This is a genomic window from Burkholderia sp. Bp9016 (assembly GCF_003857765.1).
GTDB lineage: Bacteria > Pseudomonadota > Gammaproteobacteria > Burkholderiales > Burkholderiaceae > Burkholderia.
This window is the reverse complement of the sequence record NZ_QTPY01000031.1, coordinates 26,716-39,642: the sequence shown is the minus strand read 5'-3', so window position 1 is coordinate 39,642 and position 12,927 is coordinate 26,716. Positions and strand designations below refer to the sequence as shown.

Here is a 12,927-nt window from a genome sequence, read left to right as displayed (position 1 = left end):
AAATCAACGCATGGAGAGACACCATGACGAGCCTTCACGACTCCAGCATCATCATCGACGGCCTGAACATTTCCAGATTCGAACGATCGGTGTTCGAAGACATGCGCAAGGGCGGCGTCACGGCCGTCAACTGCACGGTCTCGGTGTGGGAAGACTTCCAGAAGACGATCGACAACATCGCGGAAATGAAGCAGCAGATCCGCGAATACAGCGAGATTCTCACGCTGGTACGCACGACGGACGACATCCTGCGCGCGAAGCAGGAGAACAAGACCGGCATCATCTTCGGCTTCCAGAACGCGTATGCGTTCGAGGACAACCTCGGCTATATCGAAGTGTTCAAGGAGCTCGGCGTGAATGTCGTGCAGCTCTGCTACAACACGCAGAACCTGGTCGGCACGGGCTCCTACGAACCGGATGGCGGCTTGTCCGGATATGGCCGCGAAGTGATCCAGGAGATGAACCGCGTCGGCATCATGGTCGATCTGTCGCACGTCGGCGCGAAGACCTCGTCCGATGCGATCGCGTGCTCGAAGAAACCGGTCACCTACTCGCACTGCTGCCCGTCCGGGCTGAAAGAGCATCCGCGCAACAAGACGGACGATCAACTGCGCGAGATCGCGGAAGCCAACGGCTTCGTGGGCGTCACGATGTTCATGCCGTTCCTGCGACGCGGCGCCGACGCCACCATCGACGACTATCTCGAAGCGATCGAATACGTGATCGACGTGATCGGCGAAGACAAGGTCGGCATCGGCACGGACTTCACGCAGGGCTATAGCACGGAATTCTTCGACTGGATCACGCACGACAAGGGCCGTTATCGCCGCCTGACGGATTTCGGCAAGGTGATCAATCCGGAAGGCATCCGCACGATCGGCGAATTCCCGAACCTGACCGCCGCCATGCAGCGCGCCGGCTGGAGCGAGTCGCGCATCAGGAAGGTGATGGGCGAGAACTGGCTGCGGGTCTTCGGCGAAGTCTGGAACGTCTGAGCCGCACCACGCACACGTCGCCCCCATGCAGCCACAATTGCCCATCGACGTCGATCCGGACACCGGCATCTGGACCACCGACGCATTGCCGATGCTGTACGTCCCGCGCCACTTCTTCACGAACAATCATGTGGCGGTCGAAGCAGCGCTGGGACGCGAAGCCTACGCGTCGATCCTCTACCCGGCCGGCTACAAGTCGGCCTATCACTGGTGCGACAAGGAGGCGAAACAGCACGGCATCGGCGGCATGGCGGTGTTCGAGCACTACCTGAAACGGCTGTCGCAGCGCGGCTGGGGAGTGTTCAGCATCGCCGAAGCCGATCCGGCGACGTCGCACGCGCGCATCCATCTGCACCACTCGTCCTTCGTGCTGGCCCGGCCCGACGCGCACGGCAAGCTCTGCTACATGTTCGCCGGCTGGTTCGCCGGCGCGATGGACTGGGTCAACGACACCGTGGCCGACGCGGCGAGCAAAGGCCCGCGCGCGTTTTCATCCGAAATGCAATGCGCGGGCGAGGGGCATGCTTGCTGCATCTTTCATGTCGAGCCGCTCGCCCGGCAAGCGCTACAATCGGACCGGAGTGAACCTGCCCGATAGCCAGGGTCCGAATCCGGTCCGGGCCCGTCGACACGATGCCGAACATGACCGACACGATGCCCAGCCTCGACTACGAAGATCTCTTCCGGCATCTGCCGGTCGCAGCCATCGTGGCGAAGGAACGCATCATGGTCGACTGCAACGACCGCGCATTGCACCTGTTCAGGGCGACCCGCGACGACATCATCGACCAGTCGTTCGCGAAGCTGTATCCGGAGCAGAAGGACTTCGCGACGACCGGCCGTCGCCTCGCCCCGCTGCTCGCGAAACACGCGGGCTTCAGCGACGACCGCATCATGCGGCGCATCGACGGCAGCCATTTCTGGGTCACCGTCTGCGGCTTCGGATACAACCCGAAGCGCCCGTTCGAGCTGGCCATCTGGACCTTCACCGACCTGTCGGGCGGCACGAAGCATCCCGACGTCACCAGCACGCTGACCGAGCGCGAGCGCGACGTTGCCGCGTTTCTGGTGCACGGCCTGACGAGCAAGGAAATCGGCAAGGAGCTGAACATCAGCCCGCGCACCGTCGACATCCATCGCGCGAGCCTGTTGCGGAAGTATGAAGTCCGGACGACACACGATCTCATCGCCCGCCTGCTGGCCTGAGTCTCGCGCCGGCCGCACGCTTGAGTGAGGTCGAAAAATGTTCACCGGGGAATTCCGGGGAGAAACGTCGGTGTTCGGCCGGGAACGGACGCTCGACCATAAGGGCTGAATCGCAGACGATCTTGAGCACACGCTTGCCTTTGGTCAATAACGATGAAAGTTTCGAGAGATTTCGGGATCGTTGTCCGACGGGCTGCGCTAGCGGCCAAGAATGTCGACCTATCCGCGCTTATGGTCGAGTTCAATTTTCGGAAATATTTTGACGAATCCGACAGCCTTATATCACTTGGCCCGTTCTTTGGGGGCGATGCGGCCGACGAGTGTACGAGGTCATTGGAGCGGCTTGGGCTGACATACATCGACGACTTTTTTGTCTTCGAGGGGTTTGTGCCCGACTGGTGTTCGTTCGAAGTATTTTGACGTGCGTGCCGATATCGAGCTTCCGAAAACTGCTGTCGGCCATGAGCCGACCTTCGCCAACGGCCGCCTTGCGGTCGGAAAATCACAAGGGCACTTACGACCTCATCACTATGACACCCGATCAGATTAACGCCGTCTACCAGAATCTCTGCCAGAGGACGCTGAATCCTGCAGAACTTCAGCGGCGACTGGACAGCGCCGTAAACAATTTCACTGCTGTCGACGCTGTCCTCTACTTGCCGATGTATTCGATGGGAATGGGCCAAGCCAGCATAACTCGACGCATTGACGCGCTCCGAGAGCTGCCATTCGCGATAGAGGATGCCGTCAGTGGTAGACAGACGGTTGCCGACATTGAGCAGATCGCCGTAGCCGGTGGAAAAGAATTCGGGATGCGCAGGCGCGTCGAGGAACTCTTCATGCGGGCGAAAGAGATTTCCGCTTATGGAACGGACCGGCTCGCGACGGTTCTTCAACCGAAGAAGAATTGGTCACTCGACGATATCGTAGATCCGTTCACGGTCCTCTATACCTTTACAGGTGTCGCAGACAAGGCGGCGCTTCATATCCTGATGGACCTGGGATGGGGAGTGGTAAAACCGGATCGGCATATTTGTCGGTTCGTCAGCAGGCTAGGTGGCCAATGGAAACGATACTTTCCTGACGGCGCTACGGATGATCTCCGCCCAGCGCTCACGCTTCCGTTCGTGAGAGCATGGCAGGACGCTTGCGCACCCTTCTCTTCGAGTGCGCTGGCGCCACCGCCATCGCGCAACGGTGTGATGTTCCCAAGTGTCTCTGAGCTCAGCTCTCGCCAAGTCGATCGCTTGGTTATGTGGTACGCGCAGGACCGAGCGAAGGAGGAGCACGGGTGGCGCCCAAAGCCTGTTTGCGGCAAACAACCGGACTGCCAAAGTTGTTCGGTTCAGGATTGTGACGCGCGCGAGCAAGACTCGGCATGACACAACACTCGACGTACGGAAGTGACATCAGCCCATAGTTTTCGGGAGTCTGCTTTTCGGCTTCGAATCCTGACCGCGGAAGTTCCGGATTGGGTCGGCAAGCGACGTCCACGGAAATCCGCGATGAACCGAAAAAAAAGCCCGGCAAAGCCGGGCCAGTCAGATTGAGACACAAGGAGAATCCCGCCCACCCCGCACCGGGCGGTCACGCCGCGCTACACGACGTTCTTTTCGACGATCGGCCGGTTTTCCAGCACGCGCGCCCAGCCGAGCGACGACAGGTCGAGCGAGTCATACCGCCCGCCCAGAATCAGTTCACTCACCCCGCGTCCGGTCGCGGGCCCTTGCTGCAACCCGTGGCCGCTATACCCGTTCGCGAACACGACGTTGTCGAGCTCCGGGTGATAGCCGATGATCGCGTTGTGATCGAATACGTTGTACTCGTAGTACCCGGACCAGCAATTCTCCACGCGCAGCGCTTCGAACTCCGGCACGCGATTCGCGAGCGTCGGCCAGATCACTTCGTCGAACAGGTCGTGATCGACCTCGTCGAGCGGCAGATCGTCCGGGTCGCGGTCCGGGCTCGGCGACGTCCCGCAGATATACGTGCGCCCTTCCGGCCGGAAATACACGCCGGTCGGGTCGATCAGCAGCGGGCAATCCGTGAGCTTCGCCGGCGACGACACGTTGAAGATGCTGCGGCGCCGCGCATACACGGGAATATCGATGCCCATCATCGACGACAGCGCGCGCGTCCACGCGCCTGCCGCATTGACGACCGTGTCGCACGCATAACGCTCGCCGTCGCCCGTCACGACATGCGTGACCTTGCGGCCATCGCGCACGACCGACTTCACGTCGGCCGGTACGTAGCGTGCGCCGAGCGCCTGCGCCTTCTTGCGCAGCGCCTGCACAAGCCCGTAGCCGTCGAACCATCCTTCGCCGCTCACGCCGTACGCGCCCGACACGAGATCGTCGACGTTCAGCCACGGGAACTTCGCGCGCAGCGCATCGCGGTCCATCAGGCGAATATCGGCGCCGAGCTTCGTCTGTAGCGCGTGGTTCTCGCGCAGCGTCGCGTCGCCTGCGGGCGTCGCGAGAAACAGATACCCGCCTTCATGCAGATCGATCGACGGCCGGTTGCCGTCGACCTCGAGCCGCTCGCCGATATTGCGCAGGAAGTCGATCCCGAACAGCGACATCTCGATCGACAACGGCGTCGAGAACTGCTGGCGAATCGACGCGGCCGACAGCGCCGACGACGACTTCGCATAGGTGGGATCGCGTTCGATGACGGTCACGGAAACCGTCGGATCGGTAGCACGCAGGAAATAGGCGATCGAGCTGCCGATCACACCACCGCCAACGATGACGACTTGAGAACTCACGACTCACTCCAGTTGCACGTAAAAGGCACGGCCAGCCGGCCGCGCCCGAAGGTTGTTCGTGCCGCGTCGCACGCGGCGCATGTCCGGGCGGCCCCCCGGCGAACCGCCCGGACATGCGCCGCGATCGCATGCGATCGCTCCTGGTATTTCAGCACGTCCGGGCGCGCCGCGAAAGTCCGCGCGCGTTCGGGTGTTCAGTTCGCCGTTTGCGTGGTGACCGGCTGCCACGCGGCGTTCTTCACTTCATACAGCGTCGAGCTCGGGTTCTTCAGGTCGCCCGTGTTCGTGAACGCGATCGTGCCCGTGATGCCGTCGTAGCGCGTGCTCTTCAGTGCGCCGTTGAAATCGGCCGGCTTCGTCGAGTTCGCCTTCCGCATCGCGTTGATCGCGATCCACGTCGCATCGTACGCAAACGGTGCGTACGCAAGCATGTCGACGCCGTACTTCTGCTTGAATTGGGCTTCGAACTGCTTGCCCTTCGCGAGACGCGCGAGCGGTTGCCCGTATTCCCACACGGCCGCGCCTTCCGCCGCGTTGCCGGCGAGCTTGATGAAATTCGCGTTCATCACGCCGCCGCCGGCCAGGAACTGCGCGCGGATGCCGAGCTGGCGCATGCGCTTGACGAGCATCGCCGATTGCGCGTCGAGGCCGCCGAAGAACACCAGGTCGGCGTTCGTGCTCTTGATCTTGGTGAGCTGCGCGCTGAAGTCGACAGCCTTGTCGTTCGTGAACTCGCGCGCGACGATCGTGCCGCCGTTGGCCTTCACGGCCTTCTCGAATTCGTCGGCTTCGCCCTGGCCGAACGCGGTGCGGTCGTCGATGATCGCGATGCGCTTCGCCTTGGTCACACCGGCCGCATACGCACCGGCGTTGCCAGCGTTCTGCGTGTCGGTCGCGATCACGCGATACACGGTGCCGAGCCCGGCGCGCGTGATGTCGGGATTGGTCGCCGACGGCGTGATCATCGGAATGCCGGCCTTCGCGTAGATCTTCGACGCGGGTAGCGTCGTGCCCGAGTTGAAATGGCCTATCACGACGGCCACCTGCGCGTCGGTCAGCTGCTGCGCGGCCTGCACGCCGATGCGCGGATCGCTCTGGTCGTCCTGCGACGTGACGACGAACTTCACCGGCTTGCCGCCGATCGTCGTGTGCGCGGCGTTCGCCTCGTCGACGGCCATGCGCACGCCGTTCTCGATGTCCTTGCCGTAGGCGGCGCCGCTGCCGGTCAACGGCACGGCCACGCCAACCTTGACGACCGTCTCCTGAGCGTGGGCCATGCCCGTCTGGAACGCGAACATCGCGGTGGTCAACGCAATGCCGGAAAGCGAACGAATGCGAAACGTCATCGGCCAATCCTTCTTCTGTATGTCGGGATGCGACGCGCGACTGCCGCGCGCCGGCGATCTTTCGCGCGCCGGCGGATCACCGCGGTTCCGTCTCCGGGGAACCTGTCGGCGCGAAAGAGGTGAACCGATTGTGGGTAGCCAATACGCGTGCAGCAAACGAAATATCGGAACTATGTTGTGAGGAATTGTCATCAAGTACCGTCGCATCGGACGGCGGACGGCCCGCGCGACGACGGGCCGGGAGGGAAAACGTCAGGCGGGATGCGCGCAGATGCCTTTGCACCGAGGCTGTGCCGGGTAATGCCGATGGAGAATTACCACTGCTTCGGGCCACCTCGGCACGTCACGCGTCGCGCGATCCGCGCCGATGACACCCGCGGCGTCAGTGCCGGTCGATGTGCGTGTCGGTGCCCGTATGCTTGCGCACCGCATCGGCCGCCTCGCCGGCCTTCTCCTGGAGCTTGCCGGCCTGCTGCTCCGCCACGCCTTCCGCTTCCGTCTCACGATCGCCCGTCACCTTGCCGAGTGCTTCCTTGACCGAACCCTTCACTTGCTTGAGCTTGCCTTCGATGCGATTCCTGTCCATGGTCGTCTCCTGCGATGATTTGGGGAGACGGCAATGCGGCCACTCGCGGGGCCCCCGCGCCGCACCGCCGAGTGGACAGGATCGCAGCCGCGCGCCGCGCGGGGCAGATACGGATGCACCAGCCTGCATGGTGCATTCGCACCGATGACGCCGATGGCGGGAACGATCGGTATCAGCTCTTGCCGTTCGCGCCGCCCTTCTCGCCCCGCGCGCCGCTCGTCTCCGCCGAGCCGACGATGCCGCGCTCGCGCGCCCACACGATGGCCTCGCCGCGGCTATGCACGTCGAGCTTCGCGTAGATCGTCGCGACGTGGTTGCGGACCGTATTCGGCGCAAGGCCGAGGCGCCCGGCGATCTCTTTATCAGCGAGACCGCGACACAGCAGGTCGAACACGTCGCGCTCGCGCGCAGTGAGATCCGACAGTTGCGCGCCCGCATCCGGCGCATTCGCGCGCCGCACGTTCGCGAGCTTCTCGATCAGCGTGCGGCTGAACCACGACGCATCCTGCATCGCCGTCTCGATCGCATAGACGAGTTCCATCTCGGTGCGCTTGCGGTCGCTGATGTCGAGCAGCGCGATCAGCAGGCAATCCTGCCCGTGAATCGCCACCGGGTCGGCCGACACGACGCAATCGCGCACGTCGCCGTCCTGCGTGCGGATCTGCACGTCGGCGTTGCGCACGTTGCCGTCGCGCGCGAGCTGGCTGTCGAGGTGCTGCCGCGCGCCGCGTTCGGCCCACAACCCGATCTCGTCGGCGGACTTGCCGAGCAGGTCGTCGCGCGTATGGCCGGTCATCCCGACGAAGGCATCGTTGACATCGAGCAGCTCGAACCGATCGGCCGTGACGATCGCGGTCGCAACCGGGGCCATCCGGAACGCCTTCGCGAACCGTTCCTCGCTCTGCCGCAGCGCGAGCTCGGCCTGCTTGCGCGGCTCGAGATCCATGAACGTGAACAACATGCACGCCTCGTCGCTCATGTCGATCGGCTGCCCGGCGACGACGACCGCCTTGGTGCTGCCGTCCGCGCACTTCAGCACGGCCTCCATCTGCGGAATCGTCGCGCCCTCGCCGAGCCGCTCGATCGCGAGCTCGCGCCGCTCGGCCTGCTCCAGCACGTCGACCTCGTAGACGGAGCGGCCGAGCACGTCGTCGCGCACGTAGCCCGTCATGTCGAGGAAGCCCTGATTGACCTTCACGTAGCGCAAATCGTCGAGCCGGCAGATCACGGCCGGTGCGGGATTCGCGCTGAACGTGCGCTCGAAGCGCTCCTCCGCGCTCGCCCATTCGGTCGCGTCGTGCAGCACGAGCGCGAGACAGTCCGGCTCGCCGGCGGCGTTCGTCAGCACGAGGCTGCGGATCCGGTGAACCCAGCTCACGTTCTCGTCGGCGGCCGATTCGACTTCGACCGTCACGTCGCTGAACTCCTCGCCCGCGATCACGCGATCCATCGGATAGTGGCCGTCGCGCACCGGATGGTTGTTCCGGTAACGCAGGCGGAAACGCTCGCGATACTCGGTGACGTTCGCGCCCAGCGCCTCGAGCCCGGTGACGCCGTGCATCGCGAGCGCGGCCTCGTTCGCCCACACGATGCGCTGGTCGGGCTCGATCAGGATCACGCCCTCGGTGAGCCCCGCGATGATCTGGTGCAGCTGGCGCCGGTCGGTATGCGACTTCAGCGCCTGTTCGTTTACTTGTTCGTCCATTGAATCGTGGCCCACGTCGTCAACATGATTGCCGGTCCGGCCGCATCGTGGCCGGCACGCGCCGGCTGGCGCATGCGGCGATGATCGCGTGCCGCCGATTCAGGCGACAGGCGCGGATGCACTATGCCCAATAGTACATTCGCACGCCGCTTCGGCATCGTGCGATACCCCGCCGAGCGGCGCAACACCTCCCCCGCGTCCGTCGTCGCGCGTTGCACGTGCAACGGGCGCATTCCCCGTTCCCGCGCACCGTTCCGTCCCCCGTGCAAACGCACTAGCGAACCCGGTGAATTTGCGCGATGTCCGCGTGCGTTCGCACCGGTACGCTGGTACTGCATCGGCGCTCCCGCGCTGCCCTTCCACACCGCAGAGGAGGTTCCCCTGATGAAGCTGCATCAGACACCCGATCCGACGCGGCCCGAACCGGCCCCGGACAATCCGCCCGAACCGCCGCCCGGCACCGATCCGCCGGTGCCGCTGCCGCCCGACGTGCCGCGCCCGGACATGCCGCCGCGCGAGCCCGGCTACGACACGCCGATCGTGCGGTAAGCGGCGCACGCCACGCGATCCGCCGGCACGAGCCGACTCGCTCATTCACCAAGCCAATCGAAGGAGAACATCGATGAACAAGACCTCGCACCTTTCGACGCTGCTCGCCGTCAGCGCGGCCTTTCTGCTTTCCGCCGCGCCGCTCACGAACGCACAGGCCCAGGCTTCGTCGGCCGACACCGGCATGACGGCCGAATCGAACCAGCCCGTCACCGACACGTGGATCACGACCAAGGTGAAGAGCGAACTCGCCACCACCGACGGCGTGAAGAGCACCGACATCAGCGTGAAGACGGTGGACGGCGTCGTCACGCTCACCGGCGTGCTGCCGACGAAGATCGCCGTGAAGAAGGCCGTCGCCGTGACGCGCGCGATCAAGGGCGTAACGCACGTCGACGCATCCGGGCTGAAGGCGAAGGCCTGAGCTATCCAGCGGCCGAGCGCCGCTCTTTTCTCCCCCAACTCGATGAGGAGCACACGATGAACGAGGACAAGATCAAGGGCCAGTGGAAGCAGCTCACCGGCAAGCTGAAGGCCAAGTGGGGCAAGCTGACCGACGACGACCTGACGGTCGCCGAAGGCAACCGCGACTATCTGGTCGGCAAGATCCAGGAGCGTTACGGAATCGCGCGCGACGAAGCCGAGAAGCAATTGCGCGATTTCGATCGCGAGCTGTAACGCGCAAGTCGTCTCACCCCGCCGCGACGCACCGCGCGTCGCGGCACCGAGGAGAACATCGACATGGGCAAGTATCTGATCGCATGGCTGCTCGGCGTACCGATCGGGTTGCTGGTGCTGTTCTTTCTGGTCACGCACATTTTCTGATCGCGCGGCGCCGCCACGCGCCGCCGCCATTCCACGGCATACTACGGCGACCGCCACGACACCCGCGGGCCCTTCGCCATGCCCCAGCCGCTTCTGCAGGACACCAACCATCCCGACTATGCTATCGCCGGCGACACCGTGATCCGCCGCGCGGACGGCCTGCCGCTGTGGGGCAAGGACGGCAAGCCGCTGCCGATCGAGCGGCCGCAAGCATTTCGCTGCATCGGCGGCCGCTGGTTCACCGACGGCGTGCACGTGATCGTGCAGGCGCAACTCGGCAGCGCGATGGTGTCGCTGTATTACTACCGGATCGAGGACGCCGATCTCGACACGTTCGAGATCCTGAACCAGCGCTACGCACGCGATGCGCGGCAGGCGTACTACATCACCGGCCGCACGATCCGCACGCGCAGCCCGCACGCATTCCGGCCGCTCGTCTACGAAACCTGGAACAGGCCGGACGACGCACACGGCGTCACGTTCGAGATGCGCGAGCACGCGTACCTGGCGACCGACGACGAATCGATCTACATGAACGGCCGGCGCATCAACGGCTCGCATGGCGCGAGCGCGATCGGCTTCCCGGGCGGCTATTTCGCCGATGCGAATCGCGTGTATTACTACGGCCGGCCGAAGGACATCGATCGCGAGAGCTTCCTGTGCGGGCCCGACGCGGCCGGCTACCTGCGCTGCACCGACCGGATCGGCCCGATCGAATCCGGCGAGCGGCAGACGGTGCAGGAAACGCGCCTCTTCGACGAATGGCACAGCTTCTTCACGATGCGCCCGGCGCTGCACGACTACTGGTGGCACCGGCGGCGGCAGCCGGCCGCGGCGGCAACGGTCCGGTTCCGGGACGCGACGCTGACCGGCTTCGATCCCGCGACCTTCGCGGCGCGCGAAACGCTGTTCGATTTCGGTGCGATCGACTGGCTGTGCGGCGATGCGCACGGCATTCACTGGGCGCACCGGACCTGCGCGGAAATGCCGGTCGAGCTGACCCGCTTCTCGGACCAGCCGATCGATGCGGTCCGCGTGCTCGGCAAGCATTACTTCACCGACGGCGCCACGGTGTTCTACGCGTTCTCGCCGTCACAGCCGCAGCCGCTACGCGGCGCCGATCCGGCTGCGTTCCGCGTGCTGTCCGGCGGCTGGGCGCGCGACGCGACGCGTGCGTTTCATCTCGGCGTCGTCAAGAAGGGCATCGACCCGGATCGGCTGCATGTCGAAGGCAGCTACGCGTGGGACGGCGAGCGCCTGTTCTGCGACGGCAAGCCGCTGCAGGTCGACGTGCCGGCCAGCGAGTTCCGGGTGCTCCACCCGACGTTCCTGCGCGCCGGCGACAAGCTGTTCTTCGGCCGCCGGCCGGTATCGACGAAGCGCGTGCATCTGCCGACGCTCGAATTCATCGACGACGATTTCGCACGCGACCGCAAGCACGCGTATATCGTCGGCCATGTGAGCCTCGTCGAAATCGACGGCGCCGATCCGGCGAGCTTCCGCGTCGTCGAGCCCGGGACCGCGCGAGACGATACCCGCCGTTATGACGCGCGCACGCTGCGCGACGCCACGGCCCCGCGCGACTGACACACGCCGCCCAACGCAAACGGGCAGGACGCTGCCGCGCCCTGCCCGATCGGTTGATTCCTCTGGCCGCGGCTCGCCGATGCCGGCGCGAGATTCACGCCGCCGCCCGCACCGCCGTCCGCTTCGCGTCCGCTATTTCGCGTTCGCCGTCATCTTGAAGATGCCTTGCGCGTTACCCGCATCGAAGCGCAGGTCCGTCACCCAGCGGCGCGCCGCCTGGTCGAACGTGCGACGGCGCGTGATGAATTCGTAGAACGATCCCGGCACGTTGCGCTTGACCGTGCCGCCGTCGCGGGTGCGGAATTCGCGCTCGACGATGTCCGCGCGATAGGCCGTCTGGAACACGCGGCCCGAGCGCGAGCGTTCGACTTCCGGCTTCATCGGCCGGCCCTTCGCCTTCTCGTCGTCGGACAGCTTGAATACATCGGCCACACGATCCGTCGCGTGGTTGAACGCGTTGCCTTCGGTCGCGATCCAGGCCATCTCGGCCGATTCGAGCAGCAGCGTCTCGTAGTCGAGTTCGTTCGGCAGATCGTGCTGGCGGGCGAATGCGCCGACGATTTCGGGCAGCAGCGCGTGCGCGGCGTCGAGCGACAGCCAGCCTTCGCGCTCGATCTCCCACAGGAGCGCGACGGCCGCCGGCGACAGCGGGTCGCGCGACGAGCTCACGACGTTCGTCACGGCCTGCTGGAATTCCTTCGAGAAGCGCTCCGGATGCAGTTCGCTGACGAAGAACTGCGCGATCTCGTCCGGTGCGTCTTCATGCGCGTATGCGCGACCGGTCATGCCGAGCTTGTCGAGCGGATAACGGCCGTTCAGGCGGAAGCCGAGCGGACGCAGGATGCGCGTGAACGCGGCTTCGCCCGGCGGCAGCGCGCCGGTATGGGGCCAGCGCACCGTGCGCAGCGCGCCGTGATCGAAGTACACCGAACCGCCGCTTTCGATCGCGTCGGCCGTATAGGCGCGACCGTTCGCCGAACGTTCGAGCAGCCCCTCGAACAGCGCCATGTTCATCGCCTGCGCGATTTCCGCGCGCGTGACGACGTCGGCTTCCCACTCTTCGAGGATGGCCGGCATGTTCAGGGTCGCGAACAGGGCGTCGGTCTTCGCCTGTCCCAGCAGCTTCGTCAGCAAGCTCTCGATATTCGGATTGCGCATCAGGATTCTCGTGTCGGGGGACCGCCGGCAAACGTGCCGGCAACTCGGTGGCCGGCCGCCCGGCGGGCGCCTGACCTTGCACGGGAAGCATTATTCAAAGGGTTGCAGCGGGGCGTAAAGCGAGATTAAATTGACACGTGATGAGTTTTTGGAATTATTCACGCCCTCCGCACGCGTCCGCCGGCCCGCCTCGGGCGGGT

The 12,927-nt window shown here is 64.8% G+C and carries 13 protein-coding genes; 8 read left to right on the top strand and 5 right to left on the bottom strand.

The features are described from left to right. Nucleotides 1–23: 23 nt before the first annotated feature. The 4 genes from DIE13_RS28345 (at nucleotide 24) to DIE13_RS28330 (ending at nucleotide 3,583) form a co-directional block, all read left to right on the top strand. Nucleotides 24–995: a dipeptidase gene (locus DIE13_RS28345; protein ID WP_124830358.1), complete on the top strand. Its 972-nt coding sequence runs from the start codon at nucleotides 24–26 to the stop codon at nucleotides 993–995. A gap of 25 nt (nucleotides 996–1,020) precedes the next feature. Continuing rightward, nucleotides 1,021–1,593 (top strand): DUF5943 domain-containing protein, encoded by a 573-nt coding sequence (locus tag DIE13_RS28340; protein ID WP_124830357.1) that lies wholly within the window; start codon nucleotides 1,021–1,023, stop codon nucleotides 1,591–1,593. A 35-nt stretch (nucleotides 1,594–1,628) separates the two neighbouring features. Beyond that, on the top strand, nucleotides 1,629–2,201 hold the full coding sequence (locus DIE13_RS28335; RefSeq protein ID WP_124830356.1) for a PAS and helix-turn-helix domain-containing protein: 573 nt from the start codon (nucleotides 1,629–1,631) through the stop codon (nucleotides 2,199–2,201). 461 nt (nucleotides 2,202–2,662) lie between these two features. Next, nucleotides 2,663–3,583, top strand: coding sequence for a hypothetical protein (locus DIE13_RS28330; RefSeq protein WP_124830355.1), 921 nt, complete (start codon nucleotides 2,663–2,665; stop codon nucleotides 3,581–3,583). 215 nt (nucleotides 3,584–3,798) lie between these two features. Here DIE13_RS28330 and DIE13_RS28325 read toward each other — a convergent pair whose 3' ends face one another. The 4 genes from DIE13_RS28325 to DIE13_RS28310 form a co-directional block, all read right to left on the bottom strand. Continuing rightward, nucleotides 3,799–4,971: an NAD(P)/FAD-dependent oxidoreductase gene (locus DIE13_RS28325; RefSeq protein ID WP_124830354.1), complete on the bottom strand. Its 1,173-nt coding sequence runs from the start codon at nucleotides 4,969–4,971 to the stop codon at nucleotides 3,799–3,801. 194 nt (nucleotides 4,972–5,165) lie between these two features. Beyond that, nucleotides 5,166–6,317, bottom strand: coding sequence for a branched-chain amino acid ABC transporter substrate-binding protein (locus tag DIE13_RS28320; RefSeq protein ID WP_124830353.1), 1,152 nt, complete (start codon nucleotides 6,315–6,317; stop codon nucleotides 5,166–5,168). Nucleotides 6,318–6,699: 382 nt separating this feature from the next. Continuing rightward, complete coding sequence (locus DIE13_RS28315; RefSeq protein WP_124830352.1) at nucleotides 6,700–6,903, bottom strand: CsbD family protein; 204 nt, start codon at nucleotides 6,901–6,903, stop codon at nucleotides 6,700–6,702. A gap of 172 nt (nucleotides 6,904–7,075) precedes the next feature. Beyond that, the gene (locus DIE13_RS28310) at nucleotides 7,076–8,608 is read right to left on the bottom strand and encodes a helix-turn-helix transcriptional regulator (protein ID WP_124830351.1); all 1,533 of its coding nucleotides are present in this window, start codon (nucleotides 8,606–8,608) and stop codon (nucleotides 7,076–7,078) included. A 384-nt stretch (nucleotides 8,609–8,992) separates the two neighbouring features. On the opposite strand from DIE13_RS28310, the gene DIE13_RS33045 reads away from it, so the two are divergent. From DIE13_RS33045 to DIE13_RS28295, 4 genes are all read left to right on the top strand, one after another. Next, entirely contained in the window at nucleotides 8,993–9,157 is a 165-nt protein-coding gene (locus tag DIE13_RS33045; RefSeq protein WP_175751945.1) for a hypothetical protein, read from the top strand. 73 nt (nucleotides 9,158–9,230) lie between these two features. Then, nucleotides 9,231–9,581, top strand: coding sequence for a BON domain-containing protein (locus tag DIE13_RS28305; RefSeq protein ID WP_124830350.1), 351 nt, complete (start codon nucleotides 9,231–9,233; stop codon nucleotides 9,579–9,581). Between the two features lie 56 nt (nucleotides 9,582–9,637). Further along, nucleotides 9,638–9,835, top strand: coding sequence for a CsbD family protein (locus DIE13_RS28300; protein WP_124830349.1), 198 nt, complete (start codon nucleotides 9,638–9,640; stop codon nucleotides 9,833–9,835). 225 nt (nucleotides 9,836–10,060) lie between these two features. Beyond that, a complete protein-coding gene (locus DIE13_RS28295; protein ID WP_124830348.1) occupies nucleotides 10,061–11,569 on the top strand; it encodes a DKNYY domain-containing protein in 1,509 nt (502 codons plus the stop codon). A gap of 132 nt (nucleotides 11,570–11,701) precedes the next feature. Here DIE13_RS28295 and DIE13_RS28290 read toward each other — a convergent pair whose 3' ends face one another. After that, nucleotides 11,702–12,727: a DUF1338 domain-containing protein gene (locus tag DIE13_RS28290; protein ID WP_124830347.1), complete on the bottom strand. Its 1,026-nt coding sequence runs from the start codon at nucleotides 12,725–12,727 to the stop codon at nucleotides 11,702–11,704. Nucleotides 12,728–12,927: the final 200 nt, after the last annotated feature.